Annotated in this window: 17 protein-coding genes; 7 read left to right on the top strand and 10 right to left on the bottom strand. The window is 70.2% G+C overall.

Features of this window, described 5'->3' with window-relative positions; all coding sequences use genetic code 11:
- Positions 1–380: 380 nt before the first annotated feature.
- The 4 genes from OHS17_RS30135 to OHS17_RS30120 form a co-directional block, all read right to left on the bottom strand.
- On the bottom strand, positions 381–1,019 hold the full coding sequence (locus tag OHS17_RS30135) for an aspartate/glutamate racemase family protein (protein WP_330314710.1): 639 nt from the start codon (positions 1,017–1,019) through the stop codon (positions 381–383).
- Positions 1,020–1,040: 21 nt separating this feature from the next.
- Positions 1,041–1,394, bottom strand: coding sequence for a GNAT family N-acetyltransferase (locus tag OHS17_RS30130; RefSeq protein ID WP_330314709.1), 354 nt, complete (start codon positions 1,392–1,394; stop codon positions 1,041–1,043).
- Between the two features lie 30 nt (positions 1,395–1,424).
- Positions 1,425–1,850 carry an aspartate 1-decarboxylase gene (gene panD, locus OHS17_RS30125; RefSeq protein ID WP_018099995.1) on the bottom strand — a complete coding sequence of 142 codons (426 nt, stop codon included), beginning with the start codon at positions 1,848–1,850 and terminating at the stop codon, positions 1,425–1,427.
- 605 nt (positions 1,851–2,455) lie between these two features.
- On the bottom strand, positions 2,456–4,531 hold the full coding sequence (locus OHS17_RS30120; protein ID WP_330314708.1) for an alpha-galactosidase: 2,076 nt from the start codon (positions 4,529–4,531) through the stop codon (positions 2,456–2,458).
- Between the two features lie 217 nt (positions 4,532–4,748).
- Here OHS17_RS30120 and OHS17_RS30115 point away from each other — a divergent pair, with 217 nt between their 5' ends.
- Entirely contained in the window at positions 4,749–5,723 is a 975-nt protein-coding gene (locus tag OHS17_RS30115; protein WP_330314707.1) for an alpha/beta hydrolase, read from the top strand.
- An 80-nt stretch (positions 5,724–5,803) separates the two neighbouring features.
- Here the strand turns inward: OHS17_RS30115 and OHS17_RS30110 are convergent, their stop codons facing one another.
- Both OHS17_RS30110 and OHS17_RS30105 read right to left on the bottom strand, forming a co-directional pair.
- Positions 5,804–6,685 (bottom strand): fructosamine kinase family protein, encoded by an 882-nt coding sequence (locus OHS17_RS30110; RefSeq protein ID WP_330314706.1) that lies wholly within the window; start codon positions 6,683–6,685, stop codon positions 5,804–5,806.
- 34 nt (positions 6,686–6,719) lie between these two features.
- Positions 6,720–8,267 carry a GH39 family glycosyl hydrolase gene (locus OHS17_RS30105; protein ID WP_330314705.1) on the bottom strand — a complete coding sequence of 516 codons (1,548 nt, stop codon included), beginning with the start codon at positions 8,265–8,267 and terminating at the stop codon, positions 6,720–6,722.
- A gap of 332 nt (positions 8,268–8,599) precedes the next feature.
- On the opposite strand from OHS17_RS30105, the gene OHS17_RS30100 reads away from it, so the two are divergent.
- The 5 genes from OHS17_RS30100 (at position 8,600) to OHS17_RS30080 (ending at position 15,236) form a co-directional block, all read left to right on the top strand.
- Positions 8,600–9,892 carry an ABC transporter substrate-binding protein gene (locus tag OHS17_RS30100; RefSeq protein ID WP_330314704.1) on the top strand — a complete coding sequence of 431 codons (1,293 nt, stop codon included), beginning with the start codon at positions 8,600–8,602 and terminating at the stop codon, positions 9,890–9,892.
- A 10-nt stretch (positions 9,893–9,902) separates the two neighbouring features.
- Positions 9,903–10,925: a carbohydrate ABC transporter permease gene (locus OHS17_RS30095; RefSeq protein WP_330314703.1), complete on the top strand. Its 1,023-nt coding sequence runs from the start codon at positions 9,903–9,905 to the stop codon at positions 10,923–10,925.
- Complete coding sequence (locus OHS17_RS30090) at positions 10,925–11,818, top strand: carbohydrate ABC transporter permease (protein ID WP_330314702.1); 894 nt, start codon at positions 10,925–10,927, stop codon at positions 11,816–11,818. Before OHS17_RS30095 ends, OHS17_RS30090 begins: the two co-directional genes overlap by 1 nt.
- 125 nt (positions 11,819–11,943) lie before the next feature.
- Positions 11,944–13,443: an arabinosylfuranosidase ArfA gene (gene arfA, locus OHS17_RS30085; protein WP_330314701.1), complete on the top strand. Its 1,500-nt coding sequence runs from the start codon at positions 11,944–11,946 to the stop codon at positions 13,441–13,443.
- Complete coding sequence (locus OHS17_RS30080) at positions 13,440–15,236, top strand: CocE/NonD family hydrolase (RefSeq protein ID WP_330314700.1); 1,797 nt, start codon at positions 13,440–13,442, stop codon at positions 15,234–15,236. The genes arfA and OHS17_RS30080 overlap by 4 nt, the downstream gene beginning before the upstream one ends.
- A 49-nt stretch (positions 15,237–15,285) precedes the next feature.
- Here the strand turns inward: OHS17_RS30080 and OHS17_RS30075 are convergent, their stop codons facing one another.
- The 3 genes from OHS17_RS30075 to OHS17_RS30065 form a co-directional block, all read right to left on the bottom strand.
- Positions 15,286–16,347 (bottom strand): LacI family DNA-binding transcriptional regulator, encoded by a 1,062-nt coding sequence (locus OHS17_RS30075; protein ID WP_330314699.1) that lies wholly within the window; start codon positions 16,345–16,347, stop codon positions 15,286–15,288.
- Between the two features lie 73 nt (positions 16,348–16,420).
- Entirely contained in the window at positions 16,421–17,956 is a 1,536-nt protein-coding gene (locus tag OHS17_RS30070) for a glycoside hydrolase family 43 protein (protein WP_330314698.1), read from the bottom strand.
- Between the two features lie 146 nt (positions 17,957–18,102).
- Complete coding sequence (locus OHS17_RS30065; protein ID WP_330314697.1) at positions 18,103–19,551, bottom strand: endo-1,4-beta-xylanase; 1,449 nt, start codon at positions 19,549–19,551, stop codon at positions 18,103–18,105.
- Positions 19,552–19,856: 305 nt separating this feature from the next.
- On the opposite strand from OHS17_RS30065, the gene OHS17_RS30060 reads away from it, so the two are divergent.
- The gene (locus OHS17_RS30060) at positions 19,857–21,329 is read left to right on the top strand and encodes a non-reducing end alpha-L-arabinofuranosidase family hydrolase (RefSeq protein WP_366438452.1); all 1,473 of its coding nucleotides are present in this window, start codon (positions 19,857–19,859) and stop codon (positions 21,327–21,329) included.
- Positions 21,330–21,382: 53 nt separating this feature from the next.
- Here OHS17_RS30060 and OHS17_RS30055 read toward each other — a convergent pair whose 3' ends face one another.
- Positions 21,383–23,041, bottom strand: coding sequence for a catalase (locus OHS17_RS30055; RefSeq protein ID WP_330314695.1), 1,659 nt, complete (start codon positions 23,039–23,041; stop codon positions 21,383–21,385).
- Positions 23,042–23,186: the final 145 nt, after the last annotated feature.

Here is a 23,186-nt window from a genome sequence, read left to right as displayed (position 1 = left end):
GCACGCCGGGGCCGCCGATCCGCGGCGCTCAGACCGGTGACGGCTCGGGCTCGGGCGGCGGCACCGGGTCGGGGTCCGGCGACGGCGGCTGCGGAATCGGGTCGGGCGCGGGCCCCGGAGGCGTGGGCGTCGGGCCCGGGGGCGTGGGCACGGGCGGGGTCGGCGCGGGCGGCGTCGGCTCCGGCAGCGGACCCGGGGTCGGCGCCGGAGGGACGGGGTCGGGGAACGGATGAGTCATCTCGGGCCTCCGAACGATCGGGGGTGGACCTCTTCCACCGTCTCCCGGAGCGGCTGCCCGCGCCCGGCGAGCCCATACGTACGGACGCGGAACTCCGCTGCGTACGGACGAAGCGACGGAGCGCGCACGCGACCCCGCCGGGTCACCGCCGCGCGGCCGCCACGGCTGCGGCCAGGCCGGGGCGCGGGCTGGACAGGACCGGGATCGCGGTGGTCGTACGCTCGGCCGCGCCGGCCATGGAGCCCTGGGCGAGCACGATGACGTCCGCGTCGCGCACCTCGTCGGCCGAGGCCGCCACCAGGTCGAGGAAGCCGTCGTTGTCCCCTGCCGTGAAGCGGTCCCAGGCACCGTCGACCAGCACGGTGCGCACGTCGGCCCCCGGCAGCCCGGCACCGGCCGCCTCCTCGGTGAGCAGCGCGCGGGTCGGCTCCAGGGTGGAGGTGAGGGCGGCGAGGACGGTGACCCGGCCGGCCCGGACGGCCGCCGCCGCCATGGGCCGGTCGACGCGCAGGACAGGGACGCCGACCGCGACCCCCGCCGCCTCCGCCACGGCCCCGATGGTCGAGCAGGTGCAGAGCACGGCGTCCGCGCCTTCGGCCACCAGCTCCGCGACGACCGCCTCCACCTCGTCGGCCACCGCCTCGGGCCCCAGCGCCGCCGCCGTGGTCAGCAGCTCCTCCCGTACGACGTGGCGCAGGGCGGTTCCCGGGTGGTCGGCGTCGCGCAGGGCGTCGAAGACCGGGACGTGGACGGGTGAGGTGTGCAGCAGCGCGAGCGTCATGGCCGGGCCGCTCCTTCCGGTTCAGTACAGCTCGGGGTGCGAGGCCAGCTGCGTCTTCGCGCGCTCGACCAGCCCTTCGGGCGCCTCGGGGGCCTCGTCGGGATGGCGCGAGGCCCACTTCGCGGCGTACGGGCACAGCGGCACGACCGGGACGCCCTCGCGCCCCGCCATGGCGTAGAACTCCCTGACCAGGGAGGCGCCGATGCCCTTGCCCTCGTGCCCGGACCCGACGACCGTGTGGACGGCGACGAGCCCGGCGGGCTCACCGTCCATCACGAAGTACGCGATCACGCCGACGGCCTCGCCGTCCTCGTACGCGGACAGCTTGCCGGCCGCCCGGTCGTCACGGATCTCGGGCCCGGTCTGCTCTGCCATGGCGCTGTGCCCCTCGTTGGGAGAGCCGCCTCAGCGCGCCGCGGGCACCGCGTGCGGGCTGCGCTCGGTGTCACTGCCCGGCACGGGCGCGGAGGCGTCGGCACCGAGTGCGACGATGCGGTTGTCCGCGTCGACGTGCACGATACGCGGGACCAGGGCACGCGCCTCGGCATCCTCGACCTGGGCGTAGCTGATGAGGATGACCAGATCACCCGGGTGCACCAGATGGGCGGCGGCCCCGTTGATCCCGATCACCCCGGAACCGCGCTCGCCCTCGATGACGTACGTCTCCAGCCGCGCCCCGTTGTCGATGTCCACGATGTGCACCAGCTCCCCGGGCAGCAGATCCGCCGCCTCCATGAGCTCGGCGTCGACCGTGACGGAACCGACGTAGTGCAGGTCAGCCTGGGTGACGGTGGCGCGGTGGATCTTGGACTTGAACATGGTGCGCAGCATGTGGGGCTCCTGGAGGACGGCTCCCTGCCTGCGTTCTTACAGGTCAAGGGCTGGCTGCCCAGACTACAGCGAGTCGCTTGCTCCCGGCAGCCCTCCTCAAGTGATTCAGGCCCCGTGCGGCCCGGCGCCAGTAGCCGGGCCCGAAGCGGCCCGTGCGCTCGCCCGGGGCGATGTCCTCCGCGGGCTGAAGCAGGTCCACAGCCGGTCGGAGGTGCACAGGACGTTCGGGGCGTCGCGGCCGGGGCCGATGTTGTTCTTCGCGCGGAAGAGGAGAGGGTCGGGGCCGAGGCGCCTCGCTCAGCCCCGGCGGCCGGCGGCACCACCCGCACGGTCAGCGTCGCGTGCGGGCGTCTCGCCGGCGCCGGGCCCGCGCGTCTCGGGCAGGCCGGGCCCCGGCGCCTAGGGCCTGTCGTTCACCGTGCCGGTGCGCGACGGCGAGCGCGGGCGCGAGGAACAGCCAGATCGTGGTGCCCCTGATGATGGTCCTGCCGCGGTCGGTCGCGGTCCTCGTGCTCCCGTCCTTGCCCAGCAGGGGGACGCAGTGGCGTAGCGGCGCCCGGTCCCGGTGGGGTGGTCGTGCTGCGTTGCGGGCCGGCGCGGTGCGGTCAGTGGGCGCGGACGGCGTGCAGGACGAGCGCCGACTCGGGGTGGAGGAGAGGCAGTTCGAGGCCGATGTACGCGAGGAACTCGCCGGTGAACTCGGCATGTTCCGCGTACCAGCCGGGCGCTCGGCTCAGTCCGCCGGGGGCGGGGGCCCGGGGGCCGACCGGGGTGAGCCGGTAGACACCTTCCGGGTCGAGGCCGGTGAAGCGGGCCCGGGACGGGATCTCCGCGCGGGTCGCCGTGAGTTGGACGTACGACAGGAGCGCCTCGCTGCCGTCGGGGGCCACCACGGCGGTGAGCGAGGCGGCGTCGTCGTCGGGGCTGTCGTGGCGGTACAGGCGGCCCGTGTGCAGCAGGGTGCGGTGGCGCTTGTACTCGGTGACCCAGCCGGCGAGTTCGGCGCGTTCGGCGTCGGTGGCGGTGGTGATGTCCCACTCGATGCCGAAGTGCCCGAACAGCGCGGTCGCGGCGCGGAAGGCGAGGGTGTGCGTACGGCCGGTGCTGTGGCAGGTGGTCGGTCCGACGTGGGCACCGGTCAGTTCGAGGGGCAGCAGCAGGTTGGTGCCCCGCTGGATCTCCTGACGTTCCAGGGCGTCGTTGCAGTCGGAGGTCCACACGCGGTCGGTGTGTTCCAGGATGCCGAGGTCCACGCGTCCGCCGCCCGAGGCGCAGCTCTCGATCTCCACACCGGGGTGGCGCCCGCGCAGCTCGGCCAGGAGCCGGTACGCGGCGCTGGTCTGGGCCCGGACGGCGGCACGGCCCTCGTGGCCCGGCTCGACCAGGTCGCGGTTGTGGTCCCACTTGAGGTAGGCGATGTCGTAGGCGGAGAGCAGCGCGTCGAACCGCTCCAGCAGATAGGCGTAGGCCTCCGGCCGGCACAGGTCGAGCACCTGCTGGTTCCGCCAGTCCGGCGGAAGCCGGTCGGCGGCGTGCAGCGCCCACTCGGGGTGCTCCCGCAGGAGCCGGGAGTCGGGGCTCACCATCTCCGGCTCGCACCACAGCCCGAACTCCATGCCGTGCGCCCGCACATGACGGATCAGCGGGTCGAGCCCGTCCGGCCACACGTCCGGGTCCACGTACCAGTCGCCCAGACCCGCGGTGTCGTCGCGTCGGCCGAGGAACCAGCCGTCGTCCAGGACGAAGCGCTCGACGCCCACCTCCGCCGCGCGCTCGACCAGCGGCATGAGGCGCCGCGGATCGTGGTCGAAATAGGTGGCCTCCCAGTTGTTGAGGACGACGGGACGCGGCCGCGCCTCCGGGTCGGGGTGGTGGGCGCGGGCCCGCAGCCAGTCGTGGAACCGGGGCGTGATGCCGTTGAGTCCGGTCGCGGAGTACGCGGCACAGAGCCAGGGCGTCACGTATTCCTCTCCGGGTGCGAGGGCGCACTCGCCGGGCAGGAGCAGTTCTCCGGTGCCGATCACGCAGCCGTTGGACGGCATGCGTTCCGCGTAGGAGCGCTGGTTTCCGCTCCACGCGAGGTGCACCGACCAGACCTCGCCGTCGTCCCAGCCGAATCCGGGCGTTCCGGCGGACAGCAGATACGGGCTGTCGTGACCGGGACGGCCCCTGCGGCTCTCCCGCAGATGGGTGCCGTGGCTCAGCGGGTGGCGCTGGGGCTGGCGTTCCTTGGCCCACCGGCCGGTGAAGTCCATGACCTCGACCGCCCGCGAGGGAATCGGCAGCACCGGTGTCAGCTCGTCCAACTGGTACGCGTCGGTCCCGGTGTTGCGCAGCCCGTGCCGCATCCGCAGCAGCCCCGAAGCCGTCAGCTCCAGCTCCGCCCGCCACGCCAGCCGACTGTGCGGGTCCTCGGCGTGAACGGTGAGCCGGGCACCGTCGGCGCGAACGGTACGGCCGTGGGTGAACGAGGGCGACCAAGCCGTGCCCGCCCGGTGGCCGATGAGGCCGGGGCGGCCCTGATGGACCTGGGCGTTCAGCGGGAGGAGCGAGGTCCCGGCGACCGCGTCACCCAGGCTCCGGGCGGTGGCCTCGGAGAGCCCTCTCCCCCAGTGCAGGACGCGCCCGTCCGTCTCGTCGGCAACCAGGCTGACGCCTGCGGCGGTCAGGTGAATGGGCATGTGTGGTCCCTTCCGGCGCTGACTGTATATCCGGCCTGTGCGCGCCCACCCCGGCTTCCGGCGGGCATCGTGGGCGGTCCGTCGGCGGTGGGCGGTGCGGTTTCCTTCTCCCCACGTTGCGAAGCGTGGAACCAGCGCGAACGATGGAATCGGGCCCGATTCCCGAGATGCGAGGGCGCGTGGACTGGGCGCTCGTGCGTCATGACCTGGAGCGGACATGACTGATCTTCCTCCTCCGATCACCCCCTATCTGGAACCGGCCGCGAAGGATCTGTGCGAGGCGACGGATCCGCATCCGCGGATCTACGAGGTCCCTCCGGAGAAGGGCCGGGACATCCTGCTCGGCCTGCAGAGCGACGCGTCCGTCCCCCGTCCCGACGTGGACGAGGAATGGGTCGACGTGGACGCGGGCGAGTGGGGCACGGTACGTGTCCGCATCATCCGGGCCGCCGGGTCCACCGGGCCGCTGCCGGTGGTGTTCTACATCCACGGCGCCGGATGGGTCTTCGGGGACGAGAAGACCCACGACCGCCTCTTCCGCGAGCTCACGGTCGGCGCCGGGGCGGCCGGTGTCTTCCCGGTCTACGACCGCGCGCCCGAGGCGCAGTACCCGACCCAGGTCGAGCAGAACTACGCCGTGGGGCGGTGGGTCCTGGAGCACGGCGCCGACCACGGCCTGGACACCTCGCGGATCGCCGTCACCGGCGAGTCGGTCGGCGGTTGCATGTCCACGGTGTTCGCGCTGATGAACAAGGAGCGCGGCGGGATCGACCTCAAGGCGCAGGCGCTGCTCTACCCGGTGACCGACGCGGGCTTCGACACCCCCTCGTACCACCAGTTCGCCGAGGGCTACTACCTCACCCTCGACGGCATGAAGTGGTTCTGGGACGCCTACACCACCGACCCCGCCCAGCGCGCCGAGCACCACGCCTCGCCGCTCCGGGCCTCCCTGGACCAGCTCAAGGGCCTGCCCAGGACGCTCGTCATCACCGATGAGGCCGATGTCCTGCGCGACGAGGGCGAGCAGTACGCCAACAGGCTGCGCGAGGCCGGTGTGGACGTGACCTCCGTCCGGGTGGCGGGCATGGTCCACGACTTCCTGCTCCTGGACAGCCTGCGCGACACCCGCGCGGCCAACGTCGCCCGCAAGCTCGCCGTGGACTTCCTCCGCGCGGCGCTGCACGACGACTGATCCGAGGGGCGGGCCGGTCTTGCCCCGCCGCTGGTCCTCGCGTTCGGGCACCGGGCACGACGGAGCCCGATCCAGGGAACTCAGGACCGGCGGAACGGGGCGAGTGTGGCACGTACGAGGTCCGCGGCTCCCCAGTCCGCGTCGAACTGGGCGATGACGGCCAGGTGCTGGCGCAACTGGAGGATCGGCATGCGTGCGCGCCAGTCCCGGTCGAGGCCGGTCAGCTCCGCGTAGACCTCGAAGAACACGTGCGACTCGGGCGGAGGCGATGTCGTCCACAGGTGAGCCAGGTCGACCTCCGCCCACAGGTAGGACACGGCCGGATCGATCAGCGCGGGCCGCCCTTCGGCGGTGGCCATGACGTTCATCGTCCACAGATCGCCATGCGTCAGACACGCGGGCGCGGGCGGCAGCAGATCCGGCAGCCGGTCGCACAATCGCTCCAGCGCCGCCCGGTCCCCGGCGTCGAGCGCTTCCTCGACACGTCGTTCGCCGAGCCAGCGCAGCAGACGGTACCGGGCGAAGAACTCGAATCCGTCGTCGGCCCAGGCGTTGACCTGACGACGACGCCCCAGCCAGTTGTCACGGTGCCATCCGAATCGGGGATGCCGCGTGGCGGTGTGCAGGTGGGCCAGGACATGCGCGAGCTGCTCCCAGAACGACTCGGTCGCCGGCCGGGGGTGCAGCGCGGACAGTACGAGTACGTCGCGGTCGGCGAAAACGACCTCGGGTGTGGTGATGCCTCCCACCTCGCGCAATACGGTCAGCCCTTCGGCTTCCGCGGCGAAGACGTCGTCAGACGGTGACTCGGCGAACGCCTTGGCGAACACCGACGTGCCGTCGGCGCGGCGGGCCAGTCCGCCGGTCGCGGCGAAACCTCCGGTGGTCGGCTCGACCGCGATGACATCGGTCAGGCCCGCCGCGAGGAGGCGATCCCACAGGGAGACGGTCGCCTTCGGCACGGGTGTGCTCCTCTCATGCGGTGGGGTGGAGTGCTCAGTCCTGGGCCGCGAAGGCGTCGGCCCCCTCGTCGCCGAGCCCGAACAGGCGGTCGTCGCTCCACCAGTCGGGCGTCTCGTCGGCGACCGGGGTGAGCTCCACGAGCGTCACCTCGTGCCGGCTCAGGACGAGGTGCACGTCGGCACGCCCGCCGACCACGGGAACGTTCCCGTGCGAGCGGGCCGGTTCGGCCGCCTCGCGCAAGGCGTCGATCTGACGGCGGCCGGGCGCGAGCGGCCGGCCCATCTCGCACCAGGCGGTCCAGGGGTTGCCCGCCTCCTCACTCACGGAGCGGCGACGGAGATAGGCGGAGCCCCGCGCGTCCGGGGCTCCGACGGGCAGGGACAGCCGGAGGGAGCGCCCGTTCACGGGATCGCCGCCCGCCGGGTCGGCCGGTGCCCAGGCCAGCACGGTGATCCGGCCGTCGTCGTGCCGTGTCACCAGGTGGTCCTCACCCCGGGCAAGGATCTGCTCCCCCATCTCCGCCATGAATGTGTACAAGTGGTAGGTGGGCTTCTTGATCTGGCGGTGCGTCAGGAGGCCGAATCCGCCGTGGAACGCCGCCGTGGGTATGCCCACCTCTTCGAAGACGTCACTGAAGGTCCAGTACGAGAAGGAGTCCGCGAGGTCCCCTCCGTTCACGAGTACCGGGGCCAGGTACGCCGCATGGAACGCGGTGTCGTGGATCGGGTTGTCCGGCCGGTACGAGGAGTTGAACTCCGTGATGTGCAAGGGGAGTTCCGCGAGCCGGGTGCCCGCCAGCTGCCGTCGCGGGGCCTCGAACTGCTCCAGCAGGGCCGAGGCCGGCATGAGGGTCTGGTGAGCGCCGAACGGTACGGGCTGGACGGGGCCGGACGAGTAGGCGTGGCGGCTGACGAAATCGATGGGCAGGTCGCGAGCCTCCACGAACTCCGCGAAGCGCTGGATCCACTCGTCCTGGTAGCCCGGCGCCAGCGACGGACCGCCGACCTGGAGCCCGGCGTCGACCTCCTTGACGGCCAGCGAGGTCACCTCGTACAGGCGGTGATAGCCGTCCTGGTCGGAGGCCCAGAACGGAGCCAGGTTCGGCTCGTTCCACACCTCGACCGGCCACCGGCGCACCTGGTCGGCGCCGTAGCGGTCGATCAGGTGCCCCATGACGGCCCGGACGAGGTCCGCCCACTCCCTCTCGTCACGCGGAGGAGTGATGTTGCCCTTCCACCAGAACACGGTGTCGTCGCCGGAGGCCAGCCCCGAGGGCATGAACCCCAGTTCGAGGAAGGGTGCGATGCCCATCTCCAGGTAGGCGTCGACCACTTGGTCGACGTACGTGAAGGCGTGACGTACGCGGCGCTCGCCGGCGTGGTGGTAGGGGTGGTGGATGCCCATCCCGTCGCTGAGGAGGCCGTGCCCCCGGATGTACCGGAAACCGATGTCGCGCTGAACGAGGGCGAGCGATTCCTGGTAGTCGCGCCGTAGCGCGAGATCGAGGCGGCCGGTGCCGACGCAATGACGCCAGGCATCGGAGAGTCGGGCTGTCGGCTGTCGGGGGACGACGATCCGCATGGTGGGGTTCCTCTGCTGCGGTGCGGCGCGAGGCGCGCCTGGACGGGCGGGCGGAAGGCCGGCGCTCGCTCAATGTGCTGCGCACCGTAGGGAGATCGGGAAAGCGGTGTCAAGACGTCGGACGGACCGTCCGGCGATCTTCGGGCGCCCTCTCGCGGCCCGCCGCCCCGGCGATCGAAACGATCGATAACGATCCCGCAACTTGCGAAAACTAATGGTTGCTCAGCGTTCATTTCAGGCGGTAGACCTTGCACCTACCTCACGGGTGGCTCATTAATTTGCGCAAAAAACCCGGCAGTTGGACCACCGGCAACAGATCAGGAGTTCCCACGATGACGAGGAGAATCCGCAGCACGACCGGTGCCGCGATCGGCTTGTGCGTCGCACTCGCCGCTGCCGGCTGCGCGGGCGGCGGCGACGACGGCAGCGGTACGTCCGACGGGCACGCCACGGTGACCGTCTGGACGAATGCCATGGAAGGCCGGGGCGCCAAGTACTGGAAGGACGCCGCGAAGGCGTACCAGGCCCTGCACAAGGACGTGACGGTCAAGATCCAGTCGGTCCAGAACGAGGACCTCGACGGCAAGCTGCAGAACGCGCTCAACTCGAACTCGGCGCCGAGCATCTTCCTCCAGCGCGGCGGCGGCAAGATGCAGGCCATGGTCGACGCCGGGCAGATCCGGGCACTGGACCTGACCGACACCGACCGGGCGAACGTGGGCGAGGCGGCCCTGCAAGGTGTTTCGATCGACGGCAAGGTCTACGCGATGCCGCTCGACACCCAGCCCGAAGGCATCTACTACAGCAAGGACCTGTTCAAGAAGGCCGGCATCACCGCGCCACCCACGACGATGGACGAGCTCACGGACGCCGTCGCCAAGCTGAAGACGGTCAAGGTCGCGCCGATCGCCGTCGGCGCCAAGGACGCCTGGCCGGCCGCGCACTGGTACTACAACTTCGTTCTGCGTGAGTGCAGCCAGGAGACCATGCAGGAGGCCGCCAAGTCGCTCACGTTCGACGACCCGTGCTGGAACAAGGCCGGCGAGGACCTGGCAGGTCTGCTGGGGCACACCCCCTTCCAGAAGGGCTTCCTGACGGCGACGTCGCAGCAGGGAGCCGGATCGTCCGCCGGCATGCTCGCCAACCGCAAGGCGGCCATGGAGCTCATGGGCAACTGGGACCCCGGTGTGATCGCGGACCTGACGCCCGACAAGAAGCAGCTCCCCGACCTGGGATGGTTCCCCTTCCCCGCGGTGCCCGGCGGGAAGGGCGACCCGACCGCCATCATGGGCGGCGCCGGGGGCTACTCCCTCGCCAAGAACGCGCCGAAGGCGGCAGCGGACTTCCTCCGGTTCGTCGTGACCAAGGAGCAGCAGGAAGCGTACGGGAAGGCATTCGACACCATTCCGGTGAACAAGGCCGCCCAGGGGGTCGTCACCGAGACGTACAACATCTCGGCGCTGCAGGCGTTCAACAAGGCGGCGTACTCCATGCAGTTCCTCGACACCGTGTACGGCCAGAACGTCGGCAACGCCATGAACATCGCCGTCGTGAACCTGATGGCCGGCAAGGGCACGGCCGGCGACATCGTGAAGGACGTCAAAGCCGCCGCCGAGAAGGGCTGAGTAAGCAGACATGAGCGACACCCTGGGCGCTGACCCGGCCCACGGCCGCCAGTCGCAGGGCATGCAGGGGGCCAGGGGTGTGGCGAAGTCCGCAACCCCGGCTCCGCCGCGAGCGGCTGCCCACCGCCGAGGCCGTGCCAGGATGCGACTGGAGATCGCGGTCCTGTCCGCGCCGGCGATCATCATGTTCCTGGCGTTCGTGATCTTCCCGATCGTGCTCGCCGCGTACTACGGGTTCTACCGGTGGAAGGGCTACGGAGATCCCACCGACTGGGTCGGCCTGAGCAACTACAAGCTGATCCTGACCGACCCCGCGTTCCACGACGTCCTGTGGCACAACGGGCTGCTCCTCGTGCTGTCACTGGTCGTCCAGGGCCCGATAGCGATCGCCCTCGCCCTGCTGCTCAACCAGAAGATCCGCGGCCGCTCGGCGATCCGCGTCCTGATCTTCGTGCCCTACATCGTGTCCGAGATCATCGTCGGCATCGGCTGGGGCTTGATACTGCAGAGCGACGGCGCCGCCAACGGACTGCTGGAAAGGATCGGCCTGGGATCCCTGGCAGCCGACTGGATCGCCGACCCGGACCTGGCCATCTGGACCCTGGTCGCCATCATCACGTGGAAGTACATCGGCTTCGCGGTGATCCTCATGCTCGCCGGCCTCCAGTCGATCCCCGAAGAGATCTTCGAGGCCGCGCAGATCGACGGTGCCACCTACTGGCAGATCCAGCGCCGCATCACGCTGCCGCTGCTGGGGCCGACGATCCGCATCTGGGCCTTCCTGTCGATCATCGGCTCACTGCAGTTGTTCGACCTCGTCTACATCATCTGGGGCCCGTACGTCGCGGGCACGACCGGCACGTCGACGATGGCGATCTACATGCTCGCCCAGGGACGCAACGCGGGCAACTACGGCTACGGCAGCGCCGTCGCGGTGGTCATGTTCGTCATCTCGCTCGTCGTCGCCCTGATCTACCAGCGCTTCGTCCTGCGCCGCGACCTCCGGGGCGCCGTCACGGAAGGGACCGTGTGATGAGCGTGACGACCACCGTTTCCCGGACGTCCCCCGCGCCGGAGCCGACGCCACCCACCGGCCGCCGCGGCGCTCCGCAGAAGTGGGGCAGCCCGGTCGTCTACTTCGTCGCGCTGCTCTTCGTCGGTGTGTGCGTCGCACCGGTTCTCTACATCGTGCTCGGCGGATTCCGCTCCAACTCGCAGATCACCACGGATCCGGCCGGCCTGCCGCACCCTTGGGTGATCGGCAACTACACCGGCATCCTCACGTCGAACGTCTTCTGGGGCGAGTTCGCCAACTCCCTCATCGTCGCGATCGCCAGCACCGTCGGCATCGTCGCCACGGGGATGATGGTGAGCTTCGTCATCGCACGCTACGACTTCAAACTCAAGGGGGCGATGTACTCCCTGTTCGCCGCCGGGTTGATGTTCCCCCTGGTCATCGCGATCACTCCGCTGTACCTGGTCATCAAGGACCTCGGACTCGTCGACAGCCTGCTCGGCGTGATCATCCCGCAGATCGCCTTCGGCCTGCCGACCACCGTCATCATCCTCGTACCGTTCCTCAGGGCCATCCCGAACGAGATCGAGGAGGCCGCCGCGATCGACGGGCTGGGCCGGCTCGGCTTCTTCTTCCGCATGGTGCTGCCGCTGTCACTGCCCGGCGTGGTGACCGTCGGCATCCTCGGATTCGTCGGCAGCTGGAACAACTACATCCTGCCGCTGTACATCCTCAACACGCAGGCGAACTACACCCTGCCGCTCGGCGTCCAGGTCTTCACCTCCCAGTACTCCACGGACACCGCGAAGGTCCTCGCCTTCACCTCACTCGCCATGCTGCCCGCACTGGTCTTCTTCTCGATATTCGAGAGGCGCATCGTCGGTGGCCTCACCGGCGCCGTGAAGGGCTGACGCAGGCATCCGGCCCGCCGTACCGCCCACCCCTGCCCTGCCCCTGCCGCACGTCCCGGCGGGGGCGGGCCGCTGCCCGGTGCCGACCGCCCGGCACGCGCCATCACCGCGAAAGGACCGCCGCATTGCCCCGCGCCCACATAGAACTCGACAGGCAGGCCGTCATCGCCCCTGTCCAGCGCCGCACCTTCGGCTCGTTCGTCGAGCACCTCGGCCGGTGCGTGTACACCGGTCTCTACGAGCCGGGTCACCCGAGCGCGAACGCGGACGGGTTCCGCATGGACGTCGTCGGTCTCGTCCGGGAACTCGGCAGCACGACCATCCGCTACCCGGGCGGCAACTTCGTCTCCGGGTTCCGCTGGGAGGACTCGGTCGGCCCGCGCGAGAAGCGGCCGGTGCGCCGCGACCTCGCCTGGCGTTCACTCGAATCCAACCAGGTCGGTCTGGACGAGTTCGCGCGATGGCTCAGGCTCACCGGCTCCGAGTTGATGCTGGCCGTCAACGTCGCCACCCGGGGCATCCTGCCCGCACTCGACCTGCTGGAATACGCCAACCACCCGTCCGGCACGACGTTGTCGGACCTGCGCGTCGCCCATGGGACTCCGGAGCCGCACGACGTGCGCATGTGGTGCCTCGGCAACGAGATGGACGGGCCGTGGCAGACCGGTTTCATGACGGCGGACGACTACGGCAAACTGGCCGCCCGCACCGCCGCCGCCATGAAGCGGGCCGACGCGAACCTCGAACTCGTCGTCTGCGGCTCCTCCGGATCGGCCATGCCGACCTTCGGCGACTGGGAACGCACCGTACTGGAGCACTGCTACGACCACGTCGACTACGTCTCCTGCCACGCGTACTACCAGGAGCACGACGGCGACCTCGGCTCCTTCCTCGCCTCGGCGACCGATATGGACTACTTCATCGACACCGTCGTCGCGACCGCCGACCACGTGGGGCACAAGAAGCGCTCGTCCAAGAAGATCGCCGTCTCCTTCGACGAGTGGAACGTCTGGTATCTCAAGGAGCACCAGGAATCCGACAAGATCCAGGACGAGTGGCAGCACGCACCCCGTCTCCTGGAGGACACCTACACCGTGGCGGACGCCGTGGTCGTCGGCAACCTGCTGATGACGCTGCTGCGCCGCAGCGACCGCGTCACCTCGGCATCCCTGGCCCAGCTCGTCAACGTGATCGCGCCGATCATGACGGAACCCGGCGGCCCGGCCTGGCGGCAGACGACCTTCTACCCGTTCTCGATCACGAGCCGGCTGGCCACCGGAGAGGTGCTCCGCCCCCTGATCGACGCGCCGGTGTACGAAACGGCTCGCTACGGTGAGGCGTCCGTCATCGACGCCGTCGCGACCGCCGACGAGGACCGGGCCGCGATCTTCCTCGTCAACCGCGACACCGCGGAAGCGGCCGAGGTCACCGTGGACGTGCGCAGCCTCGGCCGCTCGCACATCACGGAGGCGGTGACCCTGGCCGACTCCGACGTCTACGCCAGGAACACACTCGCCCACCGGGACCGGGTGACCCCGGTCCCGAACACCGGCGCGGCACTCGCCGACGGCCTGCTCACCATCGAGCTGCCGCCGACCTCCTGGACGGCGGTCGCCCTGCGGTGAGCGACGGCACGAGCGAGGCTCAACCGCAGACCGGCTTCCGGGCCACCGGCCCCGCGGACGATTCGGCGGACCCGGTCGCCGAACGCCGCGAGACAGCCTGCGCGTTGCGTGACGGGACGCGCCTGCGCACCCTGCTCCTCATTCCGCACGGACCTGGGCCCTGGCCCGCTCTGCTGACCCGCCACCCCTACGACATCGCCCGTGAGGAGCGCGAGGGGATGCTCGACGTCGGGCGGCTCGTCGCCGCCGGATACCTCGTCGCGCTCCAGGACGTCCGGGGCCGCTACGGCTCCGAGGGGGTGTTCGTCCCCTGTGCGCAGGAGGTGGACGACGGCGCCGACGCCGTGGCGTGGCTCGCGGGGCTCCCCGAGTGCGACGGCACCGTCGGGATGTGGGGCGCCTCCTACGCCTCGGACACCCAGTTCGCCGCCCTGCTCGGAGGCTCACCGGGGTTGCGGGCGGTCGCCGCGGCCATGACGCCTGCGTTGTCGGCACTCGACGGTTTCCGGTTCCGGGGCGGGGTGCCCGAGATCGGCAGCACCCTGGCGTGGACCCACTACGCGATCGCCCCGGATCTGATCGCGCGCATCGGTTCCGTACGCGAACGGGAGGCCGAGACGGCACGGTGGGAGGCCACCGAGCGGGCGCTCACGGACCGTTCGGCGTTCCGGGCCGGGGCCCCGCACACCGCGCAGGACGCAGAGGCGATCGTCGCGTGGGGTCTGGACCTGCTGCGGGAGCCGCTCGCGTCGGGACGTCATCGCGAGGGAAAGGTCGTCGACCGGATCGAAGCGGTCGACGTACCGGTCTTCCTGATCGGCGGCTGGTTCGACGTCTTCCTCGGCCCGACCCTGGAGCTCTACCGGCGGCTGCTGCGCCGTGCGAAGAACACCGGCGGACCGGCCCCCCGCCTCCTGGTCGGCCCCTGGACGCACGACGACTTCTCGGGCCGGGCCGGCGGAGCGGCCTTCGGACCGGAGGCGTCCGCCGACCATCTCGGCGGCCACGGCGACCTCACCACCCAGCACGTGCTGTGGTTCGGCGCCACCCTCCGCGCCGCGTCGGCGGACTTGCCGCCGGTGCGGGTGTTCCTCATGGGCGCGAACCGGTGGATCGAACTGGGGGAGTTCCCTCCGCCCGGCACACGGACGCTGGAGCTGTACCTGAATGCCGAAGGCACGCTGACGACAGAGGCGGCCGGGCCCGGCGAACGGCGGCTGACGAGCGATCCGGCGTGCCCCGTTCCCACGTGCGGCGGATCGGTGCTCCTCTTCGGGCCGTTCGGAGCGGGGCCGGAGGATCAGGCGGCAATCGAGGCGCGTCAGGACGTGGTCTCCTGGCGGACCGCACCGCTCACCGAGGAACTCACTGTGCTGGGCGCGGTCCGCGCCGTCATCCACCTCACGACGACGGGGAACGACGCGGACGTGATCGTGCGACTGTGCGACGTGGGCCCGGACGGTGTCAGTCGCGTCGTCACCGACGGGGTGCAGCGCGGGTCGGCGCGGGTCGTGGACCCGGTCACGGGCGTGGGCCGGCGACGGCCGTTGGAGCCGGGCCGGGACCACGAGTTCGTGATCGATCTCTGGTCGACGGCGCACACGTTCCTGCCGGGCCACCGGGTGCGCGTCGACGTCGCGCCCAGTTCGTCACCGCGCTGGGACGTCGGAAGCAACGTCTTCGACCCGGCCGGGCAGGCGGCGGAGCCCGTCGTCGCGGTGTACACGATCCGTCATGGCGCCGCCCGTCCGAGCCGCCTCGTCCTCCAGGTCGTGCTGACTGCGCCGTCCTGACGCGGACGGGGACCACGACAGGAAAGCGGGCCCGAGCCGTCCGCCCCGGTCAGCGGGGCGACGGCGCGACCGCCCGGACGGGACCGGTGGAGGCCCGGACGACCAGTTCCGTGGCCAGTTCCATGCGCGCGGGTGACCGGGCGCCCCCGTCCTCGCCCCGGGAGAGCTCGATGAGCAGCTTGACAGCGGCGGCGCCCAACTCGGTACTCGGCTGTCTGACCGTCGTCAGGCCGGGGGTGATGTACTGCGCCTCGGGCAGGTCGTCGAAGCCGATGACGCTGATGTCCTCGGGGATGCGCTGGCCCCGGGCCGCCAGTGCGTCGTAGACGCCGAGGGCCATGGAGTCGGCGCAAGCGAAGATTCCGGTGATCCCCGGATCGCCGTCGAGCAGGGCATGGGTGGCGGTCGCGGCCTTCGCCCGGTTCCACGCGCCGTGGGCCACCGAAACGGTGGCGCTGCCCGCGGTCGTGGTGTCGGCGGCCGCACGGAATCCGTCGACGCGCGCCCTGCTGAAGAGATGGCGGGCATGGCCGGCGACCACGCCCATCCGCTCGTGCCCGAGCGACAGGAGGTGTTCGCCGGCCATGCGGCCGCCTTCCCAGTTCGCCACACCGACGCTCGCCACCCCGGAGGGGGGTGTGCTCATGGGATCGATCAGCACGACCGGGACACCCGCGGCGAAAAGTGCGCCGAACTGCTGCGACGCGGGATCGACCAGCGTCCCGATCACACCGATGGTGCGCCTTCGCAGCAGCCGCGACACCCAGTCGCCCTGCGGCTGGGCGAGGGTCAGGACGACGTCGAGCCCCGCTGCCGCCGCTTCACGTCCGACACCGGCTATCAGAAGGTTCGCCCACGACCCCTCGAAGTGGGTGACCACCAGGTCGAGCACCTGGGAAAGGCCGCCGCTGTCGTCGCGCCGCTTCTCGCTCTTGGCCCCGGCCCGGCGGGTGTAGCCGACGGCCCGCACGGCTTCCATGACCTTCGCACGGGTCTCCGCCGAGACGTCCGTTCCGCCTCGCAGCACCTTGGACACCGTGGGAACGCTCGTACCGGCGGTCTTGGCCACCAGGGAGAGGGTGGGGCGCGATGCGGCTGGTCGGGGCGGCATGGGGAAAGGTTAGCCCAACCGAGGAGGGGGCCCTTCGCAGGCCGGAGGCGGCTTCGGGCGGGCGCGCGGGGCCTCATACGGACGGCGGCGGAGCCGGGACGTACTCGTACCAGTCGAACGCGACCGAGCCCCGCGTGGCGTACATGCCGATCACCCGGCCGGTGAATCCGCAGGCGACCTCGGTGGAGAGGTAGCGCCCGTCCAGTTCGGCCAGCGGCGAGGCGTCCGGCGCTCCGGGATCGCCGAGCCAGAAGGCGAGGGTGTCGGGGCCGGTGGTGCCGCCGTCCGTGAGGTGGGGGGAGGCGGGGACGAGGTCGCACGTACGGATTGCCACGGTGAGGCGCAGCGGCCCGGCGGTGACCGGCCTGCGGGCCACGGTCCGGACCAGGGGGCCGATACGTGCGACGACGCGGGCCTCCCCGTCGCCGGCCTCCACCTCGTAGTGGTGGGCCTCGTCCAGGCGTACGCAAAGACCGCCGCGGCCCGTGCCGGGGTCGATCAGTGCGGTGACCCGGCAGTCGTGGTGCTGCTGGCGGCGGCCGACGAAGGTGTACCCGGGGGTGTCCAGGGTGGGGCCCGTGGCGTGGAGAACCAGCCGGCCGGGCCGCTCAGTGAGGGACCAGGAGCCTTCCGGGCGGGTGAACGGCGAGATCCAGTGGGGCGCGAGGGCCGGCGCGTCGAAGTCGTCGCGGACGGGCGGCGCGGCGATGGGGTGCCAGGCACCGCCCGGGGCCGGGTGGTGCCCGGGGACGGGCGCAACGACGGGCCAGCCCTCGTCGTCCCACTCGACGGGCGTCAGGTACGTCTCGCGGCCGAGCACGTGCACGTCAGGGGTGAAGCCGCGTGGGCGGACGCCGAGCAGCACCATCCACCAGCTGCCGTCGGGAGCCTGCACCAGGTCGGCGTGGCCGGCGTTCTGGATGGCGCGGGCGGTCCCGCTGTGGGAGAGCAGCGGATTGGCGGGTGCGCCCTCCCAGGGGCCGCGCGGCGAGCGGCTGCGGGCGATGGACACGCTGTGGCCGCGCTCCGTGCCGCCTTCCGCGATCAGCAGGTACCACCAGTCGCCGATGCGGTAGAGGTGTGGTGCCTCGGGGAACTTGAGACCGCTGCCCGACCACGTGGGGAAGGGCCCCTCCAGGACCTCCCCCGTCACCGGGTCGATCCTGGCCATGTTGATGCCCCCGGCGGGTCCGGAGAAGGCGCACCAGCAGGTGCCGTCCTCCTCCCAGGCGAGGTCGGGGTCGATGCCGGTCAGATCGATCCACACCGGATCGCTCCACGGCCCCTCGGGCCGCTCGGCCGTGACGACGAAGTTGCCGCCCCCGTCGACGTTGGTGTTGATGACCCAGTAACGGCCGTCGTGGTGACGGATCGTGGGGGCGTACAGACCGCCGGACGCCTTGGCGCCGGGGAGCGGCAGGGGCAGCTGCGCCGGGCGGTCCAGGACGTTGCCGATCTGCTCCCAGTGCACCAGGTCCTTGCTGTGGAAGAGGGGCAGCCCCGGGAAGTACTCGAAGCTGGAGCACACCAGGTAGTAATCGTCACCGGCCCGGCAGATGCTCGGATCGGGGTGGAAGCCGCTGATCACCGGGTTGTCGTACGTGTGCACAGAAGCGGATCCCTTCAAGGTGCCGGGGTGCGGGGGTCGCCTCGGCAAAGCGGTGGGCCACGCCGCAGGGGCCACCGCCGTAACGGCGGTGGCCCCCGACTCTCAACCGATTCCCCGCAGGGCGAGGAGGCCGGCGCGGGACCGTGTCAGGACGACAGGGCCCAGCGTTGGTTGCTGCCGCCCGAGCAGGTGTAGAGCTGGAGCTGGGTGCCGTTGGCGCTGCCGGCTCCCACGGCGTCGAGGCAGAGTCCGGACTGCACGCCGACAATGGATCCGTCGGAGTTGATCCGCCACTTCTGGTTGTCGCCGCCCCAGCAGCTGTAGATCTGGATCTTGGCGCCGTTGCCGCTGCCGGCGGCGTCCAGGCACTTGTTGCCGTATACCTGCAGTTCCCCGGCGGAGGTGGACACCCACTGCTGGTTGGTGGCGTTGTGGCAGTCGTACAGCTGGACCGCGGTGCCGTCCGAGGTGCTGGAGTTGGGCACGTCCACGCAACGGCCCGAAGCGACGCCCTTCAGCTGCCCGCTCCCCTCGTTCCCGCCCGGGTCGGGGGGCGTGGTGGAGCCGCCGTTGAGGGCGTTCAGGACGGAGGTGTAGGCGGCCTTCTTGCTGCCGTCGTTGTTGAACAGCAGCGGCGTGTCACCCGAACGCCAGGAGTCGCTGTCGCGGACGCCCCAGACGGTGATGCCGAGGCAGCGCGATACGGCCAGGCAGTCGTTGGTCACGTTGGCGTAGGTCGAGGCCGACGCGCCCTGGATGTCGAGCTCGGTGATGGCCACGTCCACGCCGAGGGCGGCGAAGCTCTGCAGGGTGGTGCGGAAGTTGCTGTCGTACGGGCTGCCGCTGTTGAAGTGGGACTGGAAGCCGACGCAGTCGATGGGCACGCCGCGCTGCTTGAAGTCCTTGACCATGTTGTACACGCCCTGGGTCTTGGCCCAGTTCCAGTTCTCGATGTTGTAGTCGTTGTAGCAGAGCTTGGCGGACGAGTCGGCGGCGCGCGCGGTACGGAAGGCCACCTCGATCCAGTCGTTGCCGGTGCGCTGGAGGTTGGAGTCCCGGCGGCCACCCGAGTTGCCGTCCGCGAACGCCTCGTTCACGACGTCCCACTGGGCGATCTTGCCCTTGTAGTGGCCCATCACACCGTTGATGTGGTCGATCATCGCCTGGCGCAGGGTGCTGCCGCTGAGGCTTTGCATCCAGCTGGGCTGCTGGGAGTACCAGGCGAGGGTGTGCCCGCGCACCTTCTTGCCGTTCTGCACCGCCCAGTTGTAGACGCGGTCGCCGGCGCTGAAGTTGAACTGGCCGCGCTGCGGCTCGGTTGCGTCGATCTTCATCTCGTTCTCGGCCGTCACCATGTTGAACTCGCGGGAGGCGATCGAGGTGTACGCCGAGTCGCCGAGCTTGCCCGAGGCGATGGCGGTGCCGAAGTACCGCCCGCTCTGCGCCGCGGCGGCGCCGAGGGTCGACTCGGCGGCATGCGCGTTCGAAGGTGCGACCAGTGCGGCGGACGCGCCCAGGACGCCGACGAGCAGGGCCGGCAGGAGTGCGCGGAGTGGCCGGCTGAGAGCGGATCTCGGAAGGGCGTAGGAGCCCATGGCTGTGCCTCCTCGGTAGGGGGGATCGGGGAAGGACCGGAGCGCGGCGGGCCGTGTGACCCGCTCAGCAACGGATGATTGAGGCTTTGACCGTGACTCGTCAATACTTCGGTCAAAGAATGTTTCCGAACTTGAAACGAAATATTTCGGAACGCCTGACGCTGAGTTATCCGCAAGAGAATCCGCCGTACACCTTGACTGTGAGCGCTAACATTTCTAGCTTGTGGCACCACACGCGGAGCCCTGTTCGAAACATTTCGACGGTGTCTCTGCCCTCAAACCCCTGCTCTCAGGAGGTCCCCCCCATGCGGTGTCGCCCCTTGTTTCCCTTCCACAGAGGTCGGCTGCTCGCCGTCCTGGCGCCCTTGCTGCTCGTCGCCGCGTTCCTCGGTGCGCAGCCCGCCACCGCAGCGACCGTGGACCCCAGCGCCTCGTACGTGCTGGTCAACCGCAACAGCGGCAAGGCGCTGGACGTATACAACCTGGCGACGAACGACGGAGCCCGCATCACCCAGTGGTCCCGGAACGACCAGGCCCAGCAGCAGTGGCAGTTCGTCGATTCCGGAGACGGCTACTACCGCATCCGGTCCCGCCACTCGGGCAAGGTGCTGGACGTCTACAACTGGTCGACGGCGAACGGCGGTTCAATCGTCCAGTGGTCCGACCTGAACGCCACCAACCAGCAGTGGCGGCTGGCCGACAGCGGTGACGGCTACGTGCGGCTGATCTCGCGCCACAGCGGCAAGGCCCTCGAAGTGCAGGGCGCCTCCACCGCCGACAACGCCAACATCGTCCAGTACGACGACTGGAGCGGCGCCAACCAGCAGTGGAAGCTGGTGAAGGCCGGCGACGAGAACCCGGGCACCGGTACCTGCGAGCTCCCGTCCTCGTACAGCTGGAGCTCCACGGGCGCGCTGGCGCAGCCCCGGTCCGGCTGGGCCTCGCTGAAGGACTTCACCGTCGTCCCGTACAACGGCAAGCAGCTCGTCTACGCGACGACGCACGACAACGGGACGAGCTGGGGTTCCATGAACTTCAGCCCGTTCACCAACTGGTCGGACATGGCGTCGGCCGGCCAGAACGCGATGTCCTCCGGGACCGTCGCACCCACGCTCTTCTACTTCGCACCGAAGAACATCTGGGTGCTCACCTACCAGTGGGGCGCGACCGCCTTCTCGTACCGGACGTCGAACGACCCCACCAACGCGAACGGCTGGTCGGCCCCGCAGACCCTCTTCTCCGGGAGCATCAGCGGCTCCGGCACGGGACCGATCGACCAGACACTCATCGGGGACGGGACGAACATGTACCTGTTCTTCGCCGGTGACAACGGCAAGATCTACCGGGCCAGCATGCCGATCGGGAACTTCCCGGGCAGCTTCGGGACGTCCTCGACCGTGGTCATGAGCGACAGCACGAACAACTTGTTCGAAGCCCCGCAGGTCTACAAGCTGCAGGGCCAGAACCGTTACCTCATGATCGTCGAGGCGATCGGCTCCCAGGGCCGCTACTTCCGCTCGTTCACAGCCACCAGCCTGAACGGGTCGTGGACGCCCCAGGCCGCGACCGAGAGCAATCCCTTCGCCGGCAAGGCCAACAGCGGGGCCACCTGGACCAACGACATCAGCCACGGCGAACTGATCCGCACCGGGGCCGACCAGACCATGACCGTCGACCCCTGCAACCTGCAACTTCTCTACCAGGGCCGCAGCCCCCAGTCCGGAGGTGACTACGGTCTGCTGCCCTACCGCCCGGGTCTGCTGACGCTCAAGCGCTGACCGCGCCGACCCCGGCCCTCCCGCGGCGGACGCGCGAGAGGGCCGGGGTCGGTTCAGCGGGTGACGACGTGGCGTTCGTCGGGGACGCAGTGGGTCATCGTCAGGCCCGTGACGTCGCGCGGCGGGTTGTCGCCGAGGCGGGAGAGGCGCTGCCGGTCCTCGTCGGTGAGGGTCTGGCCGGGCAGCGGCTCCAGGCCCTTGACGTCCGCGGGGGTGATGCGGAGCCCTTCGCCGATCTTGAGGCCCAGGTCGTTCTCCACGAGCAGGAAGTGCCAGACCATCCGCTCCTGCACCGGCCGGTCGCACTGCGAGAGCAGGTCGACGAGGTTGTGCACGAGGTCGTCGCGCTCCCACTGTTCCATCAGGAGGTAGCGCTGCCCGGCCTGGAGGTAGTCGTTGGTCCGGGGGATGCGCTTGCGGGTGAGCCGGCCGCGCACCTCGGGGCCCACCTCGTCGTGCGTGGGGTAGTGCGCCTCGCGCAGGCCGCCCGTGATGGACGGCTCGTAGTTGACGATCGGGTTCCCGCCGCCGCCGTCCACGTGATACGTCATCAGGCCGTCGCGCTGGTTGGTGCGCACCGTGGCGTTCTTGGCCTGGTTCACCGGCAGTTGCAGGTAGTTGGGCCCGACCCGGTAGCGCTGGGTGTCGCTGTACGAGAAGGTGCGGCCCACCAGCATCTTGTCGTCGGAGAAGTCGAGCCCGTCCACCAGCACACCGGTGCCGAAGGAGATCTGGTCGTTCTCCGCGAAGTAGTTCTCCGGCATCCGGTCGAGCACCATCCGGCCCACCGCCCTGGGCGGGAAGTCCTGCTCGGGCCAGGTCTTGGTGTCGTCCAGCGGGTCGAAGTCCAGCTCCGGGTGGTCGTGGTCGTCCATCAGCTGGACGAGCAGTTCCCACTCCGGGTGGGCCCCGCGCCCCACCGCCTCGTACAGGTCCTTCGTGGCATGACCGAGGCCGTCGGCCTGCACGTTGGCCGCGTCCTCCTCGGTCATGCTGCGCACGCCCGCCTTGGGCATCCAGTGGTACTTCACGAGGAAGGACTCGCCGGTCTCGTTGACCCACTTGTACGTGTTGACGCCGAAGCCCTGCATGTGGCGGTAGTCCGCCGGGATGCCGCGCGGGCTGAACAGGTTGACCAGCATGTGCATCGACTCGGGCGTCTGCGACATGAAGTCGAAGATGCGCCTCGGCTGCTGCTCGAACGTGACGGGGTCCGGCTTGAGGGCGTGGATGACGTCGGGGAACTTGATCGCGTCCCGGATGAAGAAGATCCCCAGGTTGTTCCCGACGAGGTCCCAGTTGCCGTCCTCGGTGTAGAACTTCACCGCGAAACCGCGCGGATCGCGCGCCGCCTCGGAGGAGTCCCGGCCGCCGATGACGGTCGAGAAGCGCACCGCGACGTCCGTGCGCTTTCCGCGCTCCTGGAAGAGCTTGGCGCGGGTGAAGCGGGCGACGGGCTCGTCGCCGAGGGCACCGTACGCCTCGAAGTAGCCGTACGCGGTCACGCCCCGGGCGTGCACGACGCGCTCGGGGATCCGCTCGCGGTCGAAGTGGCTGATCTTCTCCAGGAACTGGTAGTTCTCCAGCGTGGCCGGGCCACGGGCGCCGACGGTGCGCTGGTTCTGGTTGTCGTACACGGGATGGCCCTGCCGGTTGGTGAGCGTCTCGCGCTCGTCACCGGCGGCGGGCCCCCTGCTCGATACGTCCGTCACGTGCGTCGACTCCTTCGGAACGTGTACGTATGCGCCTTTTCCTCAAGCTATGCGAGGTTGACGCACCCGGCAGGGCGGGCCGCCCGTGCGGGCGCGCGGACACCGCCTTCCCGCTCCGGGCGGGTGCGGCTGTTCGGGTTCGGGT

This window comes from Streptomyces sp. NBC_00523 (assembly GCF_036346615.1).
Lineage (GTDB): Bacteria > Actinomycetota > Actinomycetes > Streptomycetales > Streptomycetaceae > Streptomyces.
Note: the sequence above shows the minus strand (reverse complement) of the source record. Positions and strands in the feature narration are given on the sequence as shown.